22 protein-coding genes are annotated in these 23,155 nt (G+C 68.8%); 10 read left to right on the top strand and 12 right to left on the bottom strand.

What is annotated here, in order from left to right; translation table 11 throughout:
- Window positions 1–23: 23 nt before the first annotated feature.
- On the bottom strand, window positions 24–3,335 hold the full coding sequence (locus tag IF46_RS0125495; RefSeq protein ID WP_030490912.1) for an ATP-binding protein: 3,312 nt from the start codon (window positions 3,333–3,335) through the stop codon (window positions 24–26).
- Between the two features lie 103 nt (window positions 3,336–3,438).
- Here IF46_RS0125495 and IF46_RS0125490 point away from each other — a divergent pair, with 103 nt between their 5' ends.
- Genes IF46_RS0125490 through IF46_RS0125480 form a run of 3 tightly spaced genes read left to right on the top strand, consistent with a single transcriptional unit; the run spans window position 3,439 to window position 5,421 of the window.
- Window positions 3,439–3,978 (top strand): PadR family transcriptional regulator, encoded by a 540-nt coding sequence (locus tag IF46_RS0125490; protein WP_030490911.1) that lies wholly within the window; start codon window positions 3,439–3,441, stop codon window positions 3,976–3,978.
- Window positions 3,975–4,703, top strand: coding sequence for an ABC transporter ATP-binding protein (locus IF46_RS0125485; protein ID WP_030490910.1), 729 nt, complete (start codon window positions 3,975–3,977; stop codon window positions 4,701–4,703). The genes IF46_RS0125490 and IF46_RS0125485 overlap by 4 nt, the downstream gene beginning before the upstream one ends.
- A 1-nt stretch (window position 4,704) precedes the next feature.
- Window positions 4,705–5,421: an FtsX-like permease family protein gene (locus IF46_RS0125480; protein WP_030490909.1), complete on the top strand. Its 717-nt coding sequence runs from the start codon at window positions 4,705–4,707 to the stop codon at window positions 5,419–5,421.
- Here IF46_RS0125480 and IF46_RS0125475 read toward each other — a convergent pair.
- Window positions 5,408–6,028 (bottom strand): hypothetical protein, encoded by a 621-nt coding sequence (locus tag IF46_RS0125475; protein WP_157563477.1) that lies wholly within the window; start codon window positions 6,026–6,028, stop codon window positions 5,408–5,410. The two genes, IF46_RS0125480 and IF46_RS0125475, sit on opposite strands and share 14 nt — an antisense overlap.
- 200 nt (window positions 6,029–6,228) lie before the next feature.
- Here IF46_RS0125475 and IF46_RS0125470 point away from each other — a divergent pair, with 200 nt between their 5' ends.
- Window positions 6,229–7,320 (top strand): helix-turn-helix domain-containing protein, encoded by a 1,092-nt coding sequence (locus tag IF46_RS0125470; protein WP_030490907.1) that lies wholly within the window; start codon window positions 6,229–6,231, stop codon window positions 7,318–7,320.
- Window positions 7,317–7,937, top strand: a complete 621-nt coding sequence (locus IF46_RS0125465; RefSeq protein ID WP_051724170.1) for a hypothetical protein — start codon at window positions 7,317–7,319, stop codon at window positions 7,935–7,937. Before IF46_RS0125470 ends, IF46_RS0125465 begins: the two co-directional genes overlap by 4 nt.
- Window positions 7,938–7,993: 56 nt before the next feature.
- Here IF46_RS0125465 and IF46_RS0125460 read toward each other — a convergent pair whose 3' ends face one another.
- Entirely contained in the window at window positions 7,994–8,884 is an 891-nt protein-coding gene (locus IF46_RS0125460; RefSeq protein WP_030490905.1) for a hypothetical protein, read from the bottom strand.
- 229 nt (window positions 8,885–9,113) lie between these two features.
- Between IF46_RS0125460 and IF46_RS0125450 the strand changes: the two genes are divergently transcribed.
- Entirely contained in the window at window positions 9,114–10,025 is a 912-nt protein-coding gene (locus IF46_RS0125450) for a cellulose binding domain-containing protein (protein WP_030490904.1), read from the top strand.
- Window positions 10,026–10,030: 5 nt separating this feature from the next.
- On the opposite strand, the gene IF46_RS0125445 is transcribed toward IF46_RS0125450, so the two are convergent.
- The 5 genes from IF46_RS0125445 to IF46_RS0125425 all read right to left on the bottom strand — a co-directional run bounded on the left by IF46_RS0125445 (window position 10,031) and on the right by IF46_RS0125425 (window position 14,874).
- Window positions 10,031–10,819, bottom strand: a complete 789-nt coding sequence (locus tag IF46_RS0125445; protein ID WP_157563474.1) for a DUF6082 family protein — start codon at window positions 10,817–10,819, stop codon at window positions 10,031–10,033.
- A 33-nt stretch (window positions 10,820–10,852) separates the two neighbouring features.
- Window positions 10,853–11,467, bottom strand: coding sequence for a DUF6879 family protein (locus IF46_RS0125440; protein ID WP_030490902.1), 615 nt, complete (start codon window positions 11,465–11,467; stop codon window positions 10,853–10,855).
- Window positions 11,460–11,729, bottom strand: a complete 270-nt coding sequence (locus IF46_RS0125435; protein ID WP_030490901.1) for a hypothetical protein — start codon at window positions 11,727–11,729, stop codon at window positions 11,460–11,462. Before IF46_RS0125435 ends, IF46_RS0125440 begins: the two co-directional genes overlap by 8 nt.
- A gap of 119 nt (window positions 11,730–11,848) precedes the next feature.
- Window positions 11,849–13,513: a cation:proton antiporter gene (locus IF46_RS0125430; RefSeq protein WP_030490900.1), complete on the bottom strand. Its 1,665-nt coding sequence runs from the start codon at window positions 13,511–13,513 to the stop codon at window positions 11,849–11,851.
- Between the two features lie 254 nt (window positions 13,514–13,767).
- Window positions 13,768–14,874, bottom strand: coding sequence for an FAD-binding oxidoreductase (locus tag IF46_RS0125425; protein ID WP_030490899.1), 1,107 nt, complete (start codon window positions 14,872–14,874; stop codon window positions 13,768–13,770).
- A gap of 217 nt (window positions 14,875–15,091) precedes the next feature.
- Here IF46_RS0125425 and IF46_RS0125420 point away from each other — a divergent pair, with 217 nt between their 5' ends.
- Window positions 15,092–15,598 carry a flavoprotein gene (locus IF46_RS0125420; protein WP_030490898.1) on the top strand — a complete coding sequence of 169 codons (507 nt, stop codon included), beginning with the start codon at window positions 15,092–15,094 and terminating at the stop codon, window positions 15,596–15,598.
- On the opposite strand, the gene IF46_RS0125415 is transcribed toward IF46_RS0125420, so the two are convergent.
- Window positions 15,576–16,433 (bottom strand): hypothetical protein, encoded by an 858-nt coding sequence (locus tag IF46_RS0125415; RefSeq protein WP_051724168.1) that lies wholly within the window; start codon window positions 16,431–16,433, stop codon window positions 15,576–15,578. The genes IF46_RS0125420 and IF46_RS0125415 overlap by 23 nt on opposite strands.
- Before the next feature lie 65 nt (window positions 16,434–16,498).
- A complete protein-coding gene (locus tag IF46_RS0125410; protein WP_030490896.1) occupies window positions 16,499–16,957 on the bottom strand; it encodes a glycine-rich domain-containing protein in 459 nt (152 codons plus the stop codon).
- Window positions 16,958–17,337: 380 nt separating this feature from the next.
- On the opposite strand from IF46_RS0125410, the gene IF46_RS0125405 reads away from it, so the two are divergent.
- Together IF46_RS0125405 and IF46_RS33990 are read left to right on the top strand one after the other, a co-directional pair.
- On the top strand, window positions 17,338–18,573 hold the full coding sequence (locus IF46_RS0125405) for an XRE family transcriptional regulator (RefSeq protein ID WP_232234161.1): 1,236 nt from the start codon (window positions 17,338–17,340) through the stop codon (window positions 18,571–18,573).
- Entirely contained in the window at window positions 18,570–19,520 is a 951-nt protein-coding gene (locus IF46_RS33990) for an aminoglycoside phosphotransferase family protein (protein ID WP_232234160.1), read from the top strand. The genes IF46_RS0125405 and IF46_RS33990 overlap by 4 nt, the downstream gene beginning before the upstream one ends.
- 73 nt (window positions 19,521–19,593) lie before the next feature.
- On the opposite strand, the gene IF46_RS33985 is transcribed toward IF46_RS33990, so the two are convergent.
- Together IF46_RS33985 and IF46_RS0125390 are read right to left on the bottom strand one after the other, a co-directional pair.
- Window positions 19,594–20,022, bottom strand: a complete 429-nt coding sequence (locus IF46_RS33985; protein ID WP_269640001.1) for a very short patch repair endonuclease — start codon at window positions 20,020–20,022, stop codon at window positions 19,594–19,596.
- Between the two features lie 6 nt (window positions 20,023–20,028).
- Window positions 20,029–21,159 (bottom strand): DNA cytosine methyltransferase, encoded by a 1,131-nt coding sequence (locus IF46_RS0125390; protein ID WP_030490893.1) that lies wholly within the window; start codon window positions 21,157–21,159, stop codon window positions 20,029–20,031.
- 1,249 nt (window positions 21,160–22,408) lie between these two features.
- Between IF46_RS0125390 and IF46_RS0125385 the strand changes: the two genes are divergently transcribed.
- The gene (locus IF46_RS0125385) at window positions 22,409–23,155 is read left to right on the top strand and encodes a hypothetical protein (RefSeq protein ID WP_157563471.1); all 747 of its coding nucleotides are present in this window, start codon (window positions 22,409–22,411) and stop codon (window positions 23,153–23,155) included.

Below are 23,155 nucleotides of genomic sequence, written 5' to 3'. Positions count from 1 at the left end.
GAGGGGGGTGGGGTGGGGTGGGGTTAGAGCTGCCAGGGCGGGGGCTCGGGGGGTAGGTAGCGGCAGGTGGTGCCGGTGGAGACGCAGGCGCGTAGGTGGCTCGCCAGGGGTGGGTGTCGGTCGTCGAGCTTGCGTAGCGTGTCGCGGATTCGCGCGGTCACCGTCTTGCGGGCCCGCTCGGCCTCGTCGCCCAGCCGGCGGCTCCGACCGGCAAGCCCCGCTGCGGTACGCAACTCGTCGAGCAACGCACCCCGCTCGGCGTCCAGCATGGACACCTTGCGGTCGTCGTCGCGGGCGGCGGCCCGGTCGATCTCCTCGTCGAGGCGGGCCAGGTGCCGCCGGTAGCGGGCCTTCGCCTCGTCGTCGAGGACCGGGTCGGCACCCAACCGACGGGCGGCGACCAGCTCCGGCCCGGCGGCCGGGTCGAGCAACTCGACCGCCGGCACGTCGCTGCCCGGCCGACTGAGCAGCAGGTGCAGATCGTGCAGCCCCTTGGCGTCGGGCAGGTGCACCACCACACCGGCGTACGTGAGCTGCCAGACCGGCCCGTCGCGCCGAAACTCGTACCCCTCGGTGGCAGGCGCGACCGGCACGGCCTGGCCGGGCGCGACCACCTGGCCAGGCCGAGCAGCCTGGCCGAACGCGACGGCCTGACCAGGCACATCTGCCTGCGCTGGCGCGGTGGCCTGGGCTGGGCGGTCGGCGTCGGCGGTCGTGCGGGCATCGAGGCGGTGGAGCACCTGCGTCATGCCGAGGGCGGTCGCCTCCTGGACGGCGGCGGCGCGCAGCGCGGTCGACGTCGCGGTGTCGGCTGGGTGACCTCGACTGGCGAGGGCGTTCGCCAACCCGGTACGGGCGAGCAGCGACCAGGGCCGGGAGCCCAGCCGATCGGCGGAGTCCCGAGCGGCGGTGAAGCCGGCGATGGCGTCGTCCCAGCGTGCCTGGGCGGCGTCGATCAGCGCCAGCCAGTGGTCGACCGGGCCACTGATGTCGCAGCCGAAGAGACCCACCGTCCACTCGCCACGGTGCGCGGCGAGCGCGGCCCGCGCGTCGTCGCAGCGCCTGGGGTCGGCGGACGCGGCGGCGGCCTGCGCCCGTAGCCGTAGCCAGAGTGGCGACACCGGACGCGGGTACCGGATGGCGGCAGCCTCGATGCCGGTGATCAGCTGGATCGTCGTCGCACCGTCGCCACGCTCCGCCGCGGTGATCGCCCGCAGCAGCTCCCGGTAGGGGTAGTCGATCGGGGCCAACCCGTCCAGGAGTGTGTCGGCCTCGGCGAACCGACCCTGCAGCAGCAGCCGGGACCAGCGCAGGTGGTGGCCCATGAACCCGAACTCGGCGTGGCCCGGGTCGGCATGATCGCTGAGCACGGCGAACCGCTCGTCGGCCTTGGCGAAGTCACCCCGGAACGCCGCGATGATCCCGCTGTCGACGGCCGCGGCCATCCGGTGTCGGGCGAAGTCGCCCTGCCCGTCGGCGTCGACGAAGATGGTGAACTCCTCGGCGAAGCGCGGATCACCCAACTCCAGCAGCGCCACCCAGCGCAGCGAGGTCGCCCACAGCTCGGTCTCCCGGTCGCCCGTGCGGCGGGCCACGTCCCGGATCTCGGCGGTGAGCGCGGCTCGGGTCGCGGCGGTGCCGAGCCCCCAGGTTGTGTCGTGGCGGGCCCAGAGGCTGAAGGTGAGCGCCTCGTCGTCCTGCCCTCGACGGGCGATCGTCTCGGTGGCGGTGATCAGGTCGGCGACCAGGGCCCCGACCGTCGCGGTGGCGTCCGGTTCGCCGATCAACCGCCGGTACGCCTCGCGCACCAGCTCGGCCGCCTCGATCGAGTGGGCGGTCTCCACCTGGCGGGCCCGGTTCACGGTGAGCGCGACCCGGGCCAGCAACACCGGGTCATCGAGTGAACGGGCCAGCCGGGCGGCCTCGGCCAGCAGTCGCACGACCTCTTCCCGGCCGGCGTGGTGGTAGTGCGCCTCGGCGAACTCGACGAGGATCCGCACCCGTTGAGCCCGGTCCTCGACGACTTCGAGGGCTCGTCGAAAGTGCACAGCGGCCTCGTCGCCGGCCAGCCGGGCGAACGCGTCCCGCCCGGCGGCGACCAGCAGCGTGGCCACCCGGGCCGGGTCGAGCGCGGGACCGGCGAGATAGGCGTGCCGGGCGAGGTCGGCCGGGATCAGTCGATCGGTGAGCTCTCGCAGGTCGTCGACCGCCCGGACGACAGCGCCGTGCCGGGCCCGCCGGTCGTCGTCGGTCAGGCCGTCGTAGAGGGTCTCGCGGACCAGGTCGTGGGCGAAGGCGAAGCGCCCGCCGCCCCGGGCGTTCACCAGTCGGGCGGTCACCGCCCGGTCGAGCAGCCGGTCGACCTGCGCCGCCGGGGCGGCCACGCACGCCGCGAGGACCTGACGGTGGAATTCTCGACCCAGCACGGCGGCGACGGTCAGCGCCTCGACCACGGCGGCGGGCAGTTGGGCCAGGCGGCGGCGCACCGCTTCCCGTACGCCGGGTGCGATCGCGCCGACCGCGTCGTCGGCGTGCCACAGCCGCGCGGTCTGCTCGACGAAGAACGGGTTGCCGCCGGTACGCCGATGCACCTCGTCGACCAGGGCGGCCTCGGGCTCCCGCCCGGCGGTACGGGCCATCAGCGCGGCCACCTCGTCGCGGGAGAGGCCGGTGAGGGTGATCGTGGTGGCCTTCGCGACCAGCGGCATCAGCAGGGGGCGCAGCGGGTGCTCCCCCGACTCGACCTCGGCGTCGCGGTAGGTGCCGATCAGCAGGAGCCGCTCGAACCAGGTGTGCTGCGCGGTGAAGCTCAGCAACCGCAGTGAGGCCGGGTCGGCCCAGTGCAGGTCGTCGAGGACGACCACGACCGGCCGGTGCTGCGAGACGGCGACCAACGCAGCGGTCACCGCGTCGTACAGCGCGAACGCCTCCTGGTCGGCGACGTCCTCACCCGGGTCGACGCCGGCCCAACCGACAAGGCGACCGGGCTGCTCGCCGCTGGTGTCGGGCTGGCCGAGCAGGGCGGCGAGGGCCGGCTCGGCGGACTGCCGCGCCACCGCCCAGTCGTCGGCGGAGCGCCGCAGGCCGCGCAGCACCTGCACCCACGGCCAGTAGCCGGGGGCGCTGTCGGAATCCCAGCAGGCGGCACCGAGCACCAACGCGCCTCGCTGCCGGGCCTCCCGGGCTGCCGACGTGACGAGGGTCGTCTTGCCGATGCCCGGCTCGCCGGTGACCAGCACGAGACCGCCGTGGCTGGTGGTGGCGCGATCCAGCTCGGCGCGCAGCAGGCCCGCGGGGTGATCCCGCCCGATGATGGCGTCGCCGAGCGCGTCCATGGTTTCCAGACCGTACTGGACCCCACCGACGGCGGGCGTCGAGATTTGACAGTGCCATAGCTAGCGGTTATCTATTAGCGGTCGATTCGAGGAGTGTGCCGGGGTGCAGGACGTGGTGCTGGCCATGCTGGCCAAAGAGCCGGCACACGGGTACGAGCTGCGCAGCCGGATGCGCAACGCGCTCGGCCCGCTCGGCGAGGCGATGAACGCGGGGCAGGTCTACGTGACGTTGGCCCGGTTGGCGAAGGCCGGGCTGGTGACCTCGGAACGGGCCGAGGGCCTGCCGGACCGGCCCGACCGACGGGTCTACGCGTTGACCCCGGCCGGGCAGCAGCGGGTCACCGGCTGGCTGACCGAGGTGAGCTGGCCGAAGCCGGACCTCACCGAGTTTCACCTGAAGCTGGTCGCCGCCGCGGCTGCCCGGTTGGCCGATCCGGTGGCGTTGGTGGACGCGCAGCGCCGTGAGGTGCTGCGTCGTCTGCGCGACGCGCAACGTGCGGCGTTGGAGCGGTCGGTGGATCCGGTCGCCGGGTTGCTGTTGGAGGGCGTCGTGCTGCGACTGCGGGCTGATCTGGAGTGGCTGGAGGCGTGCGAGCGCACGTGGTCCGAGAGTGGTCGAGCGGGACGGAAGGCGGGGGCATGAACGGGTCGACGGCGCTGCGGACGCGGCGGTTGTCCAAGTGGTACGGCTGGGACAACACGCTGGTACGCGCAGTCGACGAGGTCGACCTGGAGGTGCCGTCGGGTCAGACGTTGGCCATCATGGGCCCCAGCGGGTGCGGCAAGTCCACCCTGCTGCACCTGCTCGGCGGGCTACAGCGCCCCAGCGACGGCGAGGTGTGGCTGGCCGGCCGTCGGATCGACACGCTGAGCGAGCGGGCCCTGTCGCGGCTGCGGCGGGACACCGTCGGTCTCGTCTTCCAGTCCTTCCATCTCATGGACGAACTCACCGCCGTGGAGAACGTCGAGATGGCCGCGCTGCTGGCCGGTCGGTCGCCGGGCCGAGCCCGCCGCCGGGCCCTGCACCTGCTCGACCAGGTCGGGCTGGCCGACCGTGCCACGCACCTGCCCTCGGCCCTGTCCGGCGGCCAGCGCCAGCGCGTCGCCATCGCCCGGGCGATGAGCAACGAGCCGCAGGTGGTGTTGGCCGACGAACCAACCGGCAACCTGGACAGCGCCGCCACCCTGGAGGTGCTGCGACTCTTCGAGGAGCTGCGCAACACCGGGCAGACCCTCGTGGTGGTCACGCACGATCCCCGGATCGCGGCGGTCGCCGACCGGGTGATCTCGATGCGGGATGGCGCGTTCGCCGACGACAGCCTGCTCGCCGAGACTGCCACCGGCACCGTCTACGGCGGGGTGCGCTGACGTGGCAGGCCGCCTGCTGCTCATGTGCCGACTGCTGGTCCGGGGGCTGCGTCGACACCGGGCCGAGAACATACTGCTGCTGGTCGCCATCCGCGCGTTGGCCGACGCCCCCACGCCACCGCGCCGTCGGCGCTGGGCCATCTGGCTGTCGCGCCGGCTGCCCACCGCCCTCCTGATCGGCGTACGCATCAACGCCCGCCGGCCACACCGCGCCCGGCTCGTCACCGTGAACACCCTGATCACCACGACCGCGCTCGCCGCCGTCCTGACGATCCTGGCGCAGGACGACGATCCACTGAACCTGGGCTACTCCGAACTCCCCGACCCCCGCAACGAGCGAACCCTCCAGGCCATGCTCATCGTCGCCGGGGTGGCCTGCTTCCTCGCGCTGCTCAACACCATCGTGAGCACCTGGACGGCGGTCCTCGACACCCGGCACCCGCTGGCGGTCGCCCGTGCGCTCGGTGCGACCCCCGCCCAGACCGGCCTGGGACTGGCCGTGGCGCAGCTCCTGCCGGCCGTACCCGGCGTGGCCGCCGGGATCCCCTTCGGCATCGGGCTCTACCTGTTCTTTGACGGGGAGCGATATCCGCCCGTCTCCTGGACGCTCACCACAGCCGTTGGGATCCTGATCGCGGTCGCCGCGCTCACCGCCATCCCGGCCTTAGCCGCCGCTCGTCGCCCGGTCGCGGACGCCTTCAGGTCTACGGCGACCTAACCGCCATCTCCACCTCGTCCGGCTCCACTCCCCTGACCCGAGCCTGCTCGGCTGCCCAACGCAGGTAGGTCAGCCACTCCTCGGATGACCACCCGTTGCGGCGGCCGACGCCCGCCTCGGCGGGGAGCTGGCTGGCCACGACACGGTCGAGGATCAGGGGCTGCACACCGCCCACCCCGCGCCGATAACCGACGAAGTAGAGAACCTTCGTGAACAACCCCGGCCCCAACCAGGGCAGACGAGCGTGATCAGGGTCGCGGAAGCGGCGGTACGCCGTGCGCAGCGCGGCCTCGTCGGGCGTCGAGGCGGACACCTCCTCCAGCGCGTACGTCAGGCGTTTGCCGTCCGGATCGGCGTCGAGCGACTTGGCTGCGCGCCACGGGCCGTACCCGATGGGCCCGTAACCCCAGGCCAGCACTGCGGTCAGCAGTTGCCGTGGGCTCGCGGCGCCGGCGCGGTACGCCTCCGCCACCGCGAAGACGTCGCGCCGCCAGAGCCCGCCGCTCGCCGCAAGGGTGTCAGGCCAGGCATCCGGCGGCAGCCCCGCCCGCCACCGGTCCACCCGCACAGTGACCGGGGTCCGCTCCCCCGGTATCGGGCTACGCATGGCTGGCCTCCCTCAGGTCGTGGAGTGGCCCCGGCACGCTTGGGAGTCTCCGTAGCCCGAACGCTAGGGCCCGGTGTTTGTGTCGGCTGCCCGGTGCCGCCATGTCGGGGTATTGACAGCGCGGAAACCACCAACCGATTTCGGCACGTCGATTCGCTACGGCCGAGACATAGAGCATGGGAGCGTGCGATTATCGCACCATGACCGAAACCGGCGACTGGACGACGGTCGGCGAGCAGGTGCGCCAGACACGGCTGGGGGCTGGCCTTTCTCAGGCCGAACTGGGCGCTCACCTCGGGCTCGACCGCACGATGATCGCCAAGATCGAGTCAGGTGTACGACGGGTGGACGCGCTGGAGCTGATTCGGCTCGCGACCGCGCTCAACGTACCCATTGATCACCTGCTGCAGCGACGACCAGCTGTCATCTCGCGCCGCTCGGAAGTCATCCCTCAGGACAACGACACGGATGTCGCGAGACGTTCTCAACGACTGGAGATCACGCTCGCGTCCTGGCTCAGGGACGTCCGTCAACTTCTCGACGCGGGCACTCTGATTCTTCAACCCCCGGTCCGGTACGAAGGGAATGTCACCTCCGACGATGATGCCCGCACTGCCGCACGGTGGTTGCGTGACGTGCGGGGCATCGGCACCGAGCCGATCGACACCCTGATGGACTTCTGTGAACGCAGCGGTCAGTACGTCCTCATCAGTGATCTGCCGGGGGAAGGCGCCTCGATGGTGGACGGTGACCTGGCGGTGTCGGTCGTCAGTGTCGAGGGAGACCCGGGCCGGCGGCGAGCTACCGCAGCCCATGAGCTGGGCCACCTGGTGTTGGGCGACGAATATTCCAGCGATCTCGCGGTACACGCGTCCCGCGCCGACCGGGAAAGTCTGATCAACGCCTTCGCCGCCGAACTCCTCCTCCCGATCGCCGCGTTCGGCGATGTCACCATCCGCCCAGCCTCTCGGGAAGATCTGATCCGGTTCACCGCACGCTACCGCACGTCGTGGTCTCTCGCGGTGCGCCAGGCGGAATGTGCCGGGTGGCTCGACGTGTCATCGGCACGCTGGAGCCGAACCACGCCGACCCGGGCAGAGATCATGGATGCGGTTGGCTGGGCTCCGCAGCCTGATCTCGACGCCATCCGCGTACCACCGGGTTATTCGCACGCTGTCATGGAGGCCTGGCGCCGCTATCTCATATCGGACGCCCGCGCAGTCGAGCTGCTGCATGGCCAGATCCGCTTGGAAGATCTACCAACACGCGACGAGACAGATCTGGCACTGTGACCTCCACAGCTGCGGTCCGCGAGCCCCTTCTCGTCTTCGACACGACCGTGCTGCACCACTTCGCCCTTGCCGACCGGCTCGACGTGCTGGCCGACCTGGTCGCGGAACAGCGCGTGGCTACGACGGCCGTCGTACTCGACGAACTTCGCGTCAACTCCGAGCGGGAGCCCGCTCTCATCGCGGCGCTGAATCTTGACTGGGTCGACGTCCTCGCGCTCAACACGATGCCGGAGATTCACTGCTTCTCCGAGTGGGTTCGCCGGATCGGCGCGGGCAGACGGGACCTGGGCGAGGCGACGGTCTTCGCCGCAGCGGAGATGCACGGCGGTACGGCCGTCACGGATGACCGCACGGCAACCAAGGTGGGCCGTACCTACGGTCTAAAGGTGCACGGCACGATCTGGCTACTCGCCGATAGATGCCGGTCCGGCAGACTCACCGAGGTCAACGCGGGCGCAATCGTCGATGCCCTAAGGCAGACGAAGCATCGACTGCCGTGCACCGGGGCTGAGTTCCCCTCGTACGCCCGGAAGGCCGGCCTGCTCCCGCTTGCTTCCGCACATATTCCGAGCCCGGCGCGACCGTCGACAGGTCCGCCAGCCCGGGCGCGTGACTAGCCACGGGTGTGGCCGCCTCGCACGATTGCGGGGCGGCCACGCCTGATGGGCTTTTGTTACGGCGTGGCGCAGATGGCGTACGCCGTGTCAGACCAGTTGCCGGCGAACGCATCCTCCTCGTACGCGCCGGATGCGGCGGACGTCGGCGCTGTTGCCGGCCCGCCGTTGGGGCGGAAGTCGTCGACGATGCCCTCGCCGGTCACCCCGTTCAGCTCGTAGCCGGCGCCGGTCAGCACCTTCCCGACCGGGCAGGTGGCCGTGACGCTGCGGAAGTCGAGGGAGTTGCTGGCCCCCACGGCGGAGGCGCGCACCAGGCCCGCGAGAGGGTTGGCGCAGATGGCGTACGCGGTCGCGGACCAGTTCAGGGCCGTGGCGTCCGACTCGTACGCGCCGACGGTGACCGCGGTCGGTGCCGTGGCGACGCCGCCGTTGGGGCGGAAGTCGTCGACGACGCCTTCACCTGTGACGCCGTTCAGCTCGTAGCCCGTGCCGGTGAGCACCTTCCCCGCTGGGCAGGTGGCCGTGACGCTGCGGTAATCGGCCGAGTTGCTGACGCTGGCCGTGGCGACCCGCACCAGGCCGGGCAGCGGGTTGGCGCAGATCGCGTACGCCGTCACCGACCAGTTCCCCGCGAACGCCTCGGTCTCGTACGCGCCGACGGTGACCGCGGTCGGTGCCGTGGCGACGCCGCCGTTGGGGCGCAGGTCGTCGACGACGCCTTCACCTGTGACGCCGTTCAGCTCGTAGCCGGTGCCGGTGAGCACCTTGCCGACCGGGCAGGTGGCGGTGACGCTGTGGTAGTCGGCCGAGTTGCTGACGCTGGTCGCGGCGATCCGGACCAGGCCGGGGACCGCGGCGGACGCCGGGCTCGCCGGGACGAGCACCGCCGCGGTCGCGACGAGACCGAGCACGAGTACGGACGCTCGGGCTTGATTCTTGGTACGCATATGTATCTCCCGTCTGAGGCCCGGGTGGCCGGCAGTTGAGCCGCCGACCTCTGGGCCGTTCCTGATGACGGGTTCACGCTAGGTAGCCACCTGACCAGGCATTATCTCCAAGCCGACTACGTCGCGTAACGGACCCTTCGACTCGCCGACCGCCGCCGACCTGACCGGCTGCTGCATCTGAACTGACGGACGATGCATAGACATCGATGTCCATGCTTACCATTCGGGCATGCGTGCTCGCCGCGTCACCGCAGCCATCGCCCTCGCCTCGCTGGCGAGCCTGCTCGCCGTCAACGCCGCCCGTGCCGACGGCCCGGCGATCAGCACCCCTGGCAGCCCGACGGTGCTGGTCAACCAACCACATCAGCTCACCCTCAGCTGGGCACCCTCGGCCTGGCTCGACGAGAGCGGCGCCGAGCAGCCGATCAACTACGAGATTCAGGTGCCGCTGGGGCCGAACACCTACCGCTTCCTCGGTGCCACGACCGACACCACGATCACCCTGACCGATCTCGCACCCGGCACGACGTACCGGATCGCGGTTGCCGCCCGCGCGCTCGGCGGCTACTCCGACACCTCGCCCACCACCACCGTTCGCACCGCCAGCGGCCGCGCGACGGTCAGCTACCTCAACCTCGACTGGTCCCCGACGAACAACCAGATCCAGCACCTGCTGAAGGTCACCAACACCGGCACCGGGCCGCTCGACCTGAGCACCGTGCAGGTGCGCTACCACCTGCGCTTCGAGGGCGGCAACACCTCGCTGGTGCCGAACTGTGACTGGGCCGCACTCGGCTGCGCTCGGATCCAACAGACCGTGCAGTTCTTCGTCCCGCCGGGTGGGCCGGGCGGCCCAGGCGGGCCGGGCGGGCCGACCGTGTTGACGACGCCAGCGCCGCCGGGTTACCCGGTCCCGGGAACGCCGGTCCCCGGCTGGGTCGAGCTGACCTTCACCGACGGCACGCTTGCGCCGGGCCAGTCGACCGGGCCGATCCAGCTACGGCACCACCGGCACAGTTGGAGCGACATCGACGAGCGCGACGACCCGAGTTGGCTCGCCGCCACCGGCCAGTGGACCGAGAACGCGCGGATCACGCTCGACGTCGACGGCGTACGCGAGTTCGGCGACACGAACACCTGACCCACTCACCTGTCACGCCGAGCCTGGGCACCAGGGCGGCGACGGCGGCCGGCAATGACGGCAGCGGCACCCAGCACAACTCCGACCGCGAGCACGGTGGAGCGTTCCTTTCCGGCCGCTCGCTCGGGCACTACCCCGGGGCCGGTCGTCCGCACAGGCACACGGGGCTCGTTCTCCGCTGGACCTGCCGCGACTGCCAGCAGGTACCGGCGATCGACAATCGCGGTGAAGCGCCGCGCACGTCGTGATGTCTCGGCCGTCGTACGAGGGCCTCGCGCCTCCGCCCAGAATCGGCGGCCAACCTGCCCCTTGAAGAACTGGTCGGCGAGCACCTCCAGGTGTCGCGCGGCCAGTACGTCCACCTCCCACATCGACTGCCAGTGGGTCACGATCAGGTTCGCGTAGACGTGCTTACGGAACCATTCGACGTCGGCGGCGTCTTCGATCGGCCCCCAGCATTCGAGGAGGGTTGGATCGTCGATCGCCATCTTGAGCAGGTCGGTGTGCAGTGCGCGTACTGCCTGCTCCCGTGCTGCCTTGGCCTCCCGGGACTGCAGCACCAACGACGACACGACACCGATGAGTGCCAGGGCCGCGAGGATCGCCGACGCGGCACCGTACGTCTCACCGACGTTGCCCAACAGCGGCCAGTCGTACCCTGGACGCCTTCCGATCCAGAGCAGCACGGCGGGCGAGAACAGCACGGCGGCGAGCATGGCCAGGACGGCAACGAGCAGCATCGTTGGCGTAGCGGATCGACGGGCCAGATCGGAGACCATCCGGAGTCGGGGCACAGTGCCTCCACGCTCGCTGGTGGAGGCAGGCTACTACAGGTGGGGCACTGCTGGGCTTGTCCCGTCGACCTCTCGGTGGAAGAAGGAGTCGAAGGGCTCGGCCCGGTCAAGTAGCGTCAGGACCTGGCTTCGACAGCCCTGCACGACCGCCGGTTCGACCGACTTCTCCGCACCGATGGGGGTGCCTGAGCTGTCGTACAAGACCTCGTAGACAGCCTGACGGCCCACCACCATCAGCTCAGGGATCGGGCCGGCCGCCGCTTCGATCTCGGCCACTGATTGGGCATCAAGCACACTGATCTGCTCGCCCGCATCCGCCCGGTGGCGCAGGAAATGTAGCTCCCAGACCAGGTAGGGCGTCAGTGGCAGCTCAACGATCCGCAGGCGCCGAAGCCCGGAGCCGAGCTGGTCAAGGTGCTCGAAGAACGCCACCAGCTCCGGGTTCGGCTCGGCAGCAATCTGAAGAGCGTCCTCCCAACGACCATCGGCGTACGCCTCCCAGCTCGGGCTGCCTGGTTCGCGGAAGGTCTGGATCCGCTCGGTCTTGAGGATGGGGCCGTTCGTCGACTCGATCGTCGCGTAGAAGTCGGCGTCGTACTCGGCAAGGCTGAGCCGCTGCCGGGTGGCCGATTCCAACAGGTCACGCATCCGGGATGTCCGGCTTGGCCGCCACGAGCATGCTTCGCGGAATGACGACTACCCGTTCGTCGGCACCCACACTGACGCCGTCGGGCAATCGCGCGGCGAGGACGTCGGTCAGGTCGCGGCCGATAACCGCGACATCGCCGTTGGACAACTCCCAGACGTCGGGGCAGGTGGTTGTCCCCCCGCTCTCCCCCAGCTCTGCGGCGGACTTACCGAGTCTCCGAGAGAAGGTCGCGGTGCGATCTGCTGCCCAACGTCCGGCCATGTTCATCTCCCACCTTGGTGGACTGGCGGTCAGGCTAACAAGGCAAGGGCCAAGGCCCGGACCGAATTACTGGTGTTTTCGGATAGGAGGAAGTGGATCTGCAAGGCCGAGCGGGCAAGCTACCAATCTGGCTGGTTGCGCAGCTTCAGTCGGAGGCCGACCTCTGCGGTGTCGAGTGAGGTGAGCGTCTTCTCTAGGACGGTCGCGTCGTAGACCCCCTCGTCCTGGAGGTCAAGCAGGCGCTCACGCCGTAGCTGGATCAGCGCCAGGCGGTGTCTAAGCTCGCCCCCACTCTCCTGCTCCGGTGGGGTCGTCACCTCGGCCAGCGCGGCTTCGAGCGCGACCTGCTGCCGACGCTGGTCGGCGACGTCCGGGGTGCTCGGCCGGACCCAGCGCACCACCGGCACGAGCGAGCCGCCCTGGACGAGCAGGGACAGCAGCGCGACGGTGAAGGCGAGCAGGATGAGTTCGGCGCGGTGGGGAGTTTCCTCGGGCAGCGTCTGCGCCGCGGCCACGGTGACCGCGCCGCGCATCCCGGCGACGACCATGACGACGCCGTCCCGCCAGGAGAGCGGCTGCCGCAACACGTAGTCGATGTCGTTGAGCATCAGCCGGGCCCGCTGTCCCAGGCGATGCCACCGGCCCTCCGAGAAGCGGGGTGCGGCCCGCCGAGCTACGGACGGGCCAGCGCCCCGCGCGCGCCGCAGGCTGCGCAGCACCGCTTCCGCGTTGCGCGCCGCGATCGCCTGGACCGTGTCGCGCAGGTGGGACTGGGACTTGCGCGCCCGGTGGGCGTCCCACCGGAGTACGCCGATGAGGGGGAAGACGTACGCCGAGCGCACGGCCAGCAGCACCACGACCGCGAGTATCGCGAGCAGGGCGACCAGGGGTAGGCCGGTCGTCCCGACGCTAGCGTCGGCGACGAGCGCGGACATCTCCAGCCCCATCAGCAGGAAGATCGCGCCTTCCAGGAAGACGGTGACGGTACGCCAGTTGTTGTAGTCCGACAGCCGTTGGTCCGCGGGCAGGTGGTGCGGGCCCGAACGTCCGGTGACGATGCCCGCCATCACGGCGGCGACGAGGCCGGAGCCGTGCAGCAGGGTCGCGGGTACGGCCGCCAGGAACGGCACGGTGAACGAGATCAGCGTGGAGGCGGTGACGTCGGGGAATCCGGCGCGTAGGCGCACCACGAGCGCACCCACCAGACCGCCGACGACGACGGCGACCAGCACCGACCAGAGGAACTGGCCGACCGCCTCCCAGAACGAGAAGGTCAGCGCGGCGGCTGCCACGGCGGTCCGCAGCACGACCAGAGCCGTCGCGTCGTTGAGCAGGGACTCGCCTTCGAGGATGGTGGTGATGCGGTGGGAGACCCCGACGCGGCGGGCGATGGTGATCGCGACGGCGTCGGTCGGCGAGAGGATGGCGCCGAGCGCGACACCCCAGGCGAAGCCGAGGTCCGGAAAGATCCAGTCGAAGACGGCACCCAGCAGCAGGGAGCTGACCACCACCAGGAGTACGGCCAGGCCGCCGATCGCATTGAACTCACGTCGGAAGTTCATCGCCGGCATGGAGACCGCCGATGAGTAGAGCAGCGGAGGCAGGACACCGGCGAGTACGAGTTCCGGGTCCACCTCGATCGGCGGAACGCCGGGAATGGTGGAGACGACGATCCCGATCAGCACCAGCAGCAGCGGTGCCGCCACTCCCCAGCGGGGGCCGAACGCGGTCGTCACGGCGATGGTCGCGGTGGCGAAGACGCCGGCGAGGATGAGCAACTCCACGTCCGCTCCTCCTTCGGCACTCGGGCACCCCGACCTGGTCCGCTGCGGCCTCCATCATCTCGTCGGGAAGCGGCGGCGCTGGCCATAACCGGGTTGTCGGCCGGCAGGCCGGACGCCCGGGCCGAAGCCCGATTCGCGTCCGGACGGCCTTGCCCTGATGAGCGTGATGACTGGTAGTCATCTTGATGACTACCAGTCATCGCACTCTTTGCTGCGACTGCTCCCGGCCGCCCCCACCGCCGCGTGGAAAGCCGTCAGCGGGTGAAGCTGCGGGGCAGGTGGATGCGGCCGGCGGGGACGCCGAGGGCGAGTAGCCGTGCCCGCGCGCCGGCCAGCATCGCGGGCGGGCCGCAGAGGTAGATCTCCTGACCGGGCTGATGGTGGTCGAGGGCAATGGTCAGGGCGTCACCCTGCTCGGCCGGCTCGGCGCACGGGTCGGCGGAGAAGGCCGGCACGATGGTCAGCCAATCATGCGCGCACTGCAGCTTGTCGAGGACGACCGAGTCGTACAGGTCGGTGAAGGTGCGCGCGCCGACGACAAGCGTCACCCGCCGGCCGTCCGGTGCGGCGGCGACCTGCTCGACCAGGGCACGCAGCGGCGCCAGGCCGGTGCCACCGGCGACGAGCAGCAGATCGTTCGTGTTCGCCGGGTCGAGGCTCAGGCCGATGGCGGCGGGCGGGCCGAGCCAGAGCAGCTCGCTGGGGCGTACCTCGTGGACCAGGTGGTGGGAGACGGTGCCGGCGGGTACGGCGCGGACGTGCAGCTCGACGGTGCCGTCCGCGCGTGGGGTGTTGGCCGGTGAGAGCCAGCGCCAGTGCCCGGGTAGGCGCGGTGTGCAGACCGGGACCGCTTGACCTGGCTGGAAGGGCAGCCGCCGCCAGGGACGTACCGTGAGAATGGCGAGGTCTGGCGACGGCCGTTCGTGGCCGATCACCTGGACGTGCCACCAGGCCGGGCCGTCGCCGGCCTGCGCGGCGGCGGGGCGGATGGCGCGCGTGGCGCGGCACAGCGCGCGCTCGGCGGCGATGGTGAGCTGCGGGGTCCACAGTGGGTGCGCGTGGCGGGCCACGGTGGCGAGCAGCGCGTCGCCGATGGTGGTGGAGTGCGGGAGTAGGTCGAAGTGACGGTACGCGCGGCCGAGCACCAGGAGCAGCGCCGCCCGGCTCGCCGGGTCGTCACCGTCGACCAGGAGGCGACCCAGCGCGGTGAAGAAGATCGGCGCGTCGCGGTGTGGGAGCAGCCCGGAACGGCGATCTTCGAGGGTGCACCAGAAGTCGCCGGCGGCCCGCACGTCTACCGACTCCCAGGCGGCGGCCAGGCTCACCCGAGCCGGGTGGTCGTCGTCGATCACGGTGGACATGCCGGCTCCAATGACGTTGGTTCATGGGCTGGCACCGGGGCGGGACGGAGCTGCGCCGTTGAGGGCCGGCGCAACTCCGGGGCCGAGCACCCGCCCCGGGCCATGCGTCGACTTTGGCGCCTGAGCAGGTGAAACGGCATGTCACGATGATCGTCGAGGCGATGCACGTCCGGTATGTGCCCGACTACGTGTCGTTCAAATCGGGCAGACTGCGGGCATGACGGAACGCCCGGTGTTGTATCTGGTCGTCTGCGCCGCCGGTCCGGCGGAACACATCGACGAGCTGGTCGACCTCCTGATCGCCGACGGCTGGCGGGTCTGCATGATCGTCAGCCCTACCGCCGGGCCGTGGCTCGACCGAGCAGCGTTGCAAGAAAAAACCGGCTATCTGGTACGCGTGGAGTGGCGGATGCCCGGCGACCCCGAGCCGCACCCACCGGCCGATGTGGTGGTGGCCGCCCCGGTCACGTTCAACACGGTGACGAAGTGGGCGTTGGGCATCAACGACACGCTGGCGCTCGGCGTCCTCAACGAGTCGTTGGGGGCGGGGCTGCCGATCATCGCGTTTCCGCACGTCAAGGCGGAGTTGGCGGCGCATCCGGCGTACGCGGGTCACCTGGCGGTGCTGCGCGCTGCCGGCGTCATCGTCGCGGACGGGAAGCCGCTGAACCCGATGCACGGGCCGGAGCGGTGGGGCGTGGTCATCGAGGCGCTGCGCTCTTGAGGGTGTCCCCTGTCGGCGTTGTCGAGCCACCAGGTCCCCGGTAGGCCGCCCACCGCTGAGCCGCGTCGAGGAGCGGCCCGTGATGGGGTGCCGACGCGGCGAGCTGCTTGCGTCGCCAGAGCCGAGCAAGAGCATCAGCGAAGGCGGTCACCGACTGTTCGGGTGCGCAGGCGTACGCGGGGATTTGCGTCGCCCAATCCTCGGCGGCGGCCGGCGTGTGACCAGCGCGAACGAGTCGGAGCAGGAGAAACGCGGTGTCGATCCAGGCGGCGCCCCGGGCAGGGGCGGACCAGTCGACGAGTCTCGTCGCCGATTCAGCTTGGCCTTCCGGCACCAGGAAGTTCCGGGGCGTCATGTCGGTATGCAGGAGGGTGTCGCCGTCGACCAACTCGGGGTCGACGAGGGTGTGCCAGCGGTCGGCGAAAGGCCGCACTGCGACCGGCGGGCAGGGCGTCGGTTGGCCGCTCAACTCGGTAAGCAGTGCCGCCAACAGTGGCAGGTCGGGTGATCCGGGGGCTAGGTCGGCGTGCCGCCCCGCGACGTGCTCGAAGCCGAGAAGTAGCAAACCGTCGCGCTCAACGGTCCATAGCAGGCGGGGTGCCGCCTCCGGCAGCCACGGGTTGACGCGAGCCTCGTTGCGGTAGAGCCACGCGGCCGGGCTGCTCGACTCCCCGCCCTTGCAGAAGACTCGACCGGTGGCGGTGTCGAGGGTCAGGGCCACCTCGCAGGAGGCCCCGGTGGGGATCGTCTCGGCCGAACGGATCGGGCCGGTGTGCCGCTCGACTTCTGCCCGTACCGGCTCGGGAAGCTCGTGCCAGTGGCGACGGCGTGGCATGCGGCGGCCCTCCGAACGGCGAGCGGTCCCGGGCAGTCTATGCCCGGGACCGCTGGTCAGCCGCCCTATCCGGTCGGGCTGTCGGTGCACCCGGCGTGGCACTGGGTGCACTCGGCCACGCCCTCATTCGTCCAGAGCGCAGCGTCGACGGTGAAGCCGGCGGCTCGGATCGCGTCGACTGTCCGCGAGATCGGGGTGCCGATCGGCTGCGGGACGTCATCGTCGGGTGTGGGCTCGGGCTCGTGGTGGATGAAGCGGCCGGCGATGCGGTGGCAGAACTCCGCGTAGTCGTGGGTGTGCAGGATGAACGTGTGCCAGCCGATGTCGACCATGGTGCTCGGGCCGATTGGCTCGGCGGTGACGGCGCAGGCCCCGAGGAAGGCGAGAGCCTGATCCACGATCCTGGGTGGCAGGTCGGGGGACAGCTCGGGATGGTCGTGGGCGATGCGGGCGGACAGTCGGGCGAAGAGTTCGTCGGAGACGAGTGCCCTCCCCGGGCTCCGTTGAGACGTGGTCAGCAGCATGGCGCTCCTTTCGGTGGCTTTCACCGACCGTGCGGCCGGGCTGCCTGACAGCGGATGACGGCCCGAGCATCATCGATATGCGCGCTGCGTATACCGCGCCTCCACGCAGCGGGTTCAATGGATAGGCTCGATGAAGCTGGATGGACGGAGCCGCCGTGACCCACTCAAACTGCCCTCGGTGCGGCGGACGGCTGGCCCGCGACAACGACAGCGGACGGTGTACGCCATGCCAGGCCGCCGAGCGGGACCGGCTGAGCGCGCCACCGGTGGTGCCGGCGAGCTTCTGGGATCACGAGCCGGTGCGGCAGGCACTGGCCAAGCGGCATCTGGGGCGGGTGATCAGGGCGTACCGATGCCATCCGTACCACGGGCGGGTCGCGTTGCCGCAGACCGTGGTGGCGGGGTGGCTGGGCATCACGCAGGCGCAGCTCAGTCGGGTGGAGAACGGGCCGCCGCTGGTACACCTGGACCGGCTGGCGCACTGGGCGCAGCTTTTCCGGATACCTGCGTCTTGCCTCTGGTTCGCCCTCCCGGGACAGCCTCAACGGCCGGTCGAGAAAGCCGAGAACGTCCGCGCCTCGACCGATCCACCGGGTGCTGGGCCGGACGAGGGTCGGCGGGCCCTGTTGGCCGGCATCGCCGCAGTCGCTGCAGGCGCGGGCCTGCTCGGCGGCAGCGAACTTGTCCAGCCTCGGCGAATCGGCACTGCGGATATCGCCCGGCTGAACGCGGTGCTTGAGCTGTATCGGTCGGTGGACCGCGAAACTGGCGGTGGCCTGCTGTATCGGGAGGTGGCCCGGTTCGCGGAGTCGGTATATCGCATGCTTGATTGGTCGCACCCGGCCGGGCTCACACCGCCCCTCATCGCGGCGGTGGCGACAGCGAGGCAACTGGCTGGCTGGACTGCGCTCGACGCGGGCAGGCATGACGACGCGCAGCGGCACTTCGTCGCTGGGGAACGCGCTGCGCTGGCTGCTGAGAATGTGCCGCTGGTCGCAATGATTCGGTACGCGCAGGCCAAGCAGCTTCAACACCTTCGGCACAACCGGGATGCTCTCGCGACACTGCAACTCACGTACGCACAACTCGGGTCACACACCACCCCGGCGACCAAGGCCCTGCTCTGGGGCGCACAGGCAGCCTCGATCGCTGCACTCGGCGACGACCAGGCCGCCGTAGGAACACTCGGCAAGGCGAGCGACCAGTTCGAGCGCATCAACAGGGACCGCGAGCCGGCCTGGATGGGCTTCTACGACCGCGGCGAGCTGTTCGCTCAGTACGGGCGGGTGTACCGGGACATGGCACGACGAGACCGCAGACACGCCTCCGAGGCGGTGCGCTGGGGCAGGGATTCCACCGCGGCTATCGGCGCGGCGAACGTACGCAGCACCGTGCTCAACGAGGTCGGGCTGTGCAGCGCGCTGTTTCTGGCCGATGAGCCCGAACAGGCGCTCGCCGTCGGGGCGCGGGTGCTGAAGCAGGCACAGGCGATGAGTTCCCGGCGGGTGATCGATCGGGTGATCAATCTGCGCCGTGATCTCGTTCGGCATCGAGAGTTTCCGGAGGTCGCCGCATTCGAGCGCGTCCTCACCGCTCAGGCTGCGATATCCGCATGAGCGGGCGGTTCTCCGAGGAGGCAATGACAGCGGCCATGAGGGATGTCGCCGCCGCCCTAGACGTCTCTGCAGAAGGCGCTCGGCTGCTGCAGTTGACTAACAACGCCGTCTTCGCCCTGCCGCAACCCGGGATCATCATCCGGATCGCACGGACCCATCAGCTTCTAGATCGGGTTACCAAGGTAGTCCAGCTTGGGCAATGGTTCGCCGAAATCGACGCACCAACGATTCGGCTGGTGCACGATGTCGAACAACCTGTCCAGTTCGGCAGCCTGGCCGCGTCAGTTTGGAGGTACGTGCCGCCGCAATCACCCGCTCCAACCGTGGAAGACCTCGGCCTGGTGCTGCGCGAGTTCCACGCACTCGACGTACCTTCCTTTGGGCTCCCAGCCTGGGATCCGGTCGGTGACGCACGGCGACGCCTGGCCGATGCCGAAGGCCTCGACGCGAATGACCGCAAGTTCCTCGTGGAGTGGTGCGATCGCTTGGAGCCGCAACTTATTGCACTCGGCCGGAGAGGTGAGCCGAAGCTCATCCATGGAGATGCCCATGTCGGCAACCTCCTACGAGATCTGTCGGGCCGGGCCATCCTATGTGACTTCGATGCCACCTGCGTCGGTCCGTGGCAAGTTGATCTAGCAGCGTTAGCAGTAGGCGAAATCCGATTCGGAAGTAAAGGGTCGCATCGCGCTTTAACCCTCGCCTACGGCTTCGATGTCAGCTCGGACCCGTCGTGGGCATACTTACGGGAGGCCCGCGAGCTAAAGATGATTTCAGCCGCCGTGCCGCTCTTAAATACCTCGCCGCTCATCGCCGCCGAGTTCACAAACCGCCTGCGGTCCATACGACAAAAGAACCTGACAACCCGCTGGCGGCCATTCGCTGGCATTCCAGATCAGCCGGGGCCAATTATCCGAGACCAACAGCATCGCAGGCAGGGCACCTGAACTGATCTTGCTAGCCGGAACTTGGGCTAAGTTGGGCAAGACAGGTAGGCGTTGCCAGAGGATTTTGACGCTCTTAAGCATCGGACCGCTCAGCTACAGCAACCCGTACCAGCATCACTGCTTCCTCGGTGGCCGCGTGCTCCCAGAGCCGGATCACCCGCCAGCCCGCATCGTGGAGTGCCTGGTCAACCGCACGGTCACGCTCTTGATTCCGGGAAATCTTCTGACGCCAGTAGCCGCTTGGATCGCTGGGCATACGTCCATGCAAGGGACACCCGTGCCAGAAACACCCGTCAACGAACACCGCCACGCGCGTCCGGGTGAATACGACATCCGGGCGGACGACCCGGCCCGGAGTCATCACCTTCAGATTCACGCGATAGCGCAGTCCGGCCCTAAAAAGCGCCCGCCGCAGCGCAAGCTCTGGCTTCGTTCCGGTACTGCGGTTGGCCTTCATCGTCCTGCTGGCCGATGAAGGCGGCGGGGTCGGCGGCAGCGGCAACGGAAACTAGCCCTTGTCGGTGGTTTCCGAGGTAAGGACGGGAACGAGGTAGTGCTGGCCAATCCACCGGACAACATCGACAACAACCGCGTCACCAAAACCGAAGAGCTGCTGATTCGGGGTGCCCGCAACCAATTTGTAATCCCCCGCACCCATTAACCGCGCATATTCCATGGGGGTCATCCACCGCACCCGAGGCTCACGACGCATGCCAACCTCGACGAGCGCCTGCTTGCTGGAGCCGCCGCCCGTCGTGCGCAAGCATCCCGCAATGGCGTCACGGCGCAGCTCCCACATGGATATTCCCTGTCGGGTTCGACGATAAGCAGAGCGATAGGAAATGTCGTCCCCGTTTCGCAGCGCCTCGAAGCGGACGCGTTGACCAGGGCTAAGCGAATCAATGAAGGCCTTCACCTGCGTCACGCCCCACCATTCGCTCGCCGGGACGTCATGGTCCACCACCCCACTAAGGTCCTTTGGGCCTTCCGGGAGCGGCGGCAGATCGAAGTAGTGCATGTTGTAGGTACCGCCATGCCGAGCGTGCAGGGCGGTCACCCAGGTCGGACGTACGTCGCTAGGGCCGGGGACGCCGACATGAGAATTTTTCGGCAGCTTATCTTTCGCAATTCCGATAATAAACATGCGGGGCCGCGACTGTGGGACGAAATGCTTGGCGTCGATCGCGAGTACATCGAGCGAATAATCCAGCTGAGAAAGCTTAGCTAAGGCGCGTTCGATATCTCTGCCACCGTGACTGGTCGCGAATCCACGCACGTTCTCCAACAGCACAACAGGTGGCCGCCGCGGCATACCCTCCAAGATTCGCGCAAATTCGAAGAACATTCCCGACTGAGCACCGTCCAAGCCAAGCCGATTGCCAGCGAGCGACAGGTCGATGCAGGGAAAACTACTAGTCGCCAGATCCAACCCGGAAGGTAGATCCATCGAGTTGATCTCGCGGACGTCGCCGACCTTGAAGTGCTTGTCGGCGTCCGGGTAGTTCTCGCGGTAGGCGTTGAACTTGGCCTGCTTGATGTCGTTGGCCCAGACAAACTGGACACCCAACGGCTCAAGGGCGGTCCGCACCAGCCCGATGCCAGCGAAGAACTCCGCCGCATGGATGGCCGTGCCGTCCACGCTACCTCCTCGGTCGATCGTCGCTGGGCAGACTATAGGGGTACGTGGAAGACCCTGTGCGACACCCCGGCGGGAGAGTCGATCATCCGTTCTGCCGAGTCAGACAACCTAGCGGCGGAGGAACCGAGCCGAGTCGGGCAACCATCCGGGCCGATGGTATGGCTAGGGTCTCATCCGAAGCGTGGCCGAACACGGATGCCCGATTCCGTAGCCGAGGGAGCTGGCCAATGTCACTACCCGCTTCTCAGCCAATTGCCCATGATGACCATTGTTCGGAGCATGTCTCTTCACCTACACTTCGAGGCCTGATTCCGCCGAAACGACGTGACAGCTGGTCAGTGCATGCAAAGTCAGCCAGTAGATAGATGGAAAAGCTACAGCATAGGCATCAACCGAGCCGTTGCCGAAAAGTTCTCCACCCAGGTTGTGACAGGCCTTCCGGATTACGGTGAGGACGCCCTCGCCCCTCGCCCCTTGCCCCAGGCACCCGCCGAGAGTGCCCCAAGGAAGGTTGTGGGACCAGCCGACAGGCCCGGTCACCGGCGTGCTACCGCTGCGGACGCGCTACAGCGGCATCTTCGGCCCGTGCCTGCAGCGCGGCACCGAATGGCTGCGTCGGTGGCGGTAGGTCGCGGCGGCGAGCAGACGGCCCTACTGGCCGCGCCTACACTGAGACTCCTCGCTCTCATCGCCATGTCCCCGAAGCGGATGGACGGCGATATCACCGCCGCGGCTAGCAATCATTGCGGCGCTCCTCCTCCAGCAGTCCTAGGCCAACCAGCATCGATAGCACGTCGAGCTGTTCCGGAACATGCTCCGCATCTGGCCGACCCGCTTGGACGCCGCACTCAAGCCGTCCTCCGCGGTGGCCGCATTGCACCGCTACGTCGGGATGGCCCTGGTATACGGCACGACGAGGTCGAGTGGCTTGCCGAGCTCGCTCATTCAGGCCGCCGACAGCGTTTCATCCTGCGACACCCGCCACGGCCTCCCGGGCAAGCGTTCGTGCAAACAACGTCAAGTGCGCCCAGCGTCAATAGATTCCGCCGCCGGGTCCAGCAAAGCTACCTGTTTAAATTGGACCAACGCGATCCGAAGTCGCCCAACGGCCACTGTTGGACCAACCTGACCGGACACAAGGGGAGGATCGGAGACGGTGTTGCCTGACGACGCTGCGCCTTGCCGCCATGCGGGGGCACCCCTACCGGAGGTCGTCAGTAAGGTGGATAACCTTTTCCAGAAGCTTGTCATGGAGACCGAGCTCCTCGCACGGTACGGCTTGACCGGCGAGGAGTATCGCGATGCCTTGCCGGCTGCGATCGAGGCTGCGCGCGGCAGCATGAGCGCGAGCACCGGCGGACGCCGCCGATTCCTACTCGACATCCTTGAGGCGTTGCAGCACGCGGGCCTGGTGGATGGCGTCACCAAGCCTCAGCACGGGAAGAGCACCGTATACCGACTCACGGTTCCCGACTTCGGCCTCGTTGCAATCATTCAGAAAGGCTGCCCTAATGGGACACATGGCATCCGTTGGTCGGCACCGGTCTGGGCTCGGGAGACATACGTCTGGTGGCTCTGTGACAGCCTGAACGCCGAGCCCGGCCAGTACGTCGCCGATGGTGTCCAACGTATGCGCAACCGCATCCTCGACCCAGATGACCGGACGGTTGATGGCGTCATCTTCCACAATCAACTCTGCGGTACGCCCACGCGGCTTTGCCCGAAACAGGAGCGAGCCGTGCAGATCGGCGCACAAATGGTGCCGCCACCCTGCGTCTACGTGACGCCTAGGGTTGATGCTCCGACAGCTGACCTGAACTGGGATGGCATGCAGCAACGCGTTTTCCCTGGCATTCTGCTCAGTCTCTTCGGCATCGATGACCAGGCCCTCCCGGCTTACATCGGCCACGTCGGCTTCCAGCGCAAGAACGGCGAAGTCCGAACTACCATCTCGTCCAGATTCGGCGTCGGCCGTTCCACCACGTACAGGAGATGA

Origin of the sequence: Micromonospora chokoriensis (assembly GCF_000718555.1) — a bacterium.
GTDB classification, from domain to species: Bacteria; Actinomycetota; Actinomycetes; order Mycobacteriales; family Micromonosporaceae; genus Micromonospora; species Micromonospora chokoriensis_B.
Note: the sequence above shows the minus strand (reverse complement) of the source record. Positions and strands in the feature narration are given on the sequence as shown.

Bases quoted from the DNA above. Each gene is read 5' to 3' on its own strand.
- IF46_RS0125495 (WP_030490912.1), bottom strand. From the start codon at position 3,335: ATGGACGCGCTCGGCGACGCCATCATCGGGCGGGATCACCCCGCGGGC.
- IF46_RS0125485 (WP_030490910.1), top strand. From the start codon at position 3,975: ATGAACGGGTCGACGGCGCTGCGGACGCGGCGGTTGTCCAAGTGGTAC.
- IF46_RS0125475 (WP_157563477.1), bottom strand. From the start codon at position 6,028: ATGCGTAGCCCGATACCGGGGGAGCGGACCCCGGTCACTGTGCGGGTG.
- IF46_RS0125470 (WP_030490907.1), top strand. From the start codon at position 6,229: ATGACCGAAACCGGCGACTGGACGACGGTCGGCGAGCAGGTGCGCCAG.
- IF46_RS0125460 (WP_030490905.1), bottom strand. From the start codon at position 8,884: ATGCGTACCAAGAATCAAGCCCGAGCGTCCGTACTCGTGCTCGGTCTC.
- IF46_RS0125450 (WP_030490904.1), top strand. From the start codon at position 9,114: ATGCGTGCTCGCCGCGTCACCGCAGCCATCGCCCTCGCCTCGCTGGCG.
- IF46_RS0125440 (WP_030490902.1), bottom strand. From the start codon at position 11,467: ATGCGTGACCTGTTGGAATCGGCCACCCGGCAGCGGCTCAGCCTTGCC.
- IF46_RS0125435 (WP_030490901.1), bottom strand. From the start codon at position 11,729: ATGGCCGGACGTTGGGCAGCAGATCGCACCGCGACCTTCTCTCGGAGA.
- IF46_RS0125425 (WP_030490899.1), bottom strand. From the start codon at position 14,874: ATGTCCACCGTGATCGACGACGACCACCCGGCTCGGGTGAGCCTGGCC.
- IF46_RS0125420 (WP_030490898.1), top strand. From the start codon at position 15,092: ATGACGGAACGCCCGGTGTTGTATCTGGTCGTCTGCGCCGCCGGTCCG.
- IF46_RS0125415 (WP_051724168.1), bottom strand. From the start codon at position 16,433: ATGCCACGCCGTCGCCACTGGCACGAGCTTCCCGAGCCGGTACGGGCA.
- IF46_RS0125410 (WP_030490896.1), bottom strand. From the start codon at position 16,957: ATGCTGCTGACCACGTCTCAACGGAGCCCGGGGAGGGCACTCGTCTCC.
- IF46_RS33990 (WP_232234160.1), top strand. From the start codon at position 18,570: ATGAGCGGGCGGTTCTCCGAGGAGGCAATGACAGCGGCCATGAGGGAT.
- IF46_RS0125385 (WP_157563471.1), top strand. From the start codon at position 22,409: ATGGAGACCGAGCTCCTCGCACGGTACGGCTTGACCGGCGAGGAGTAT.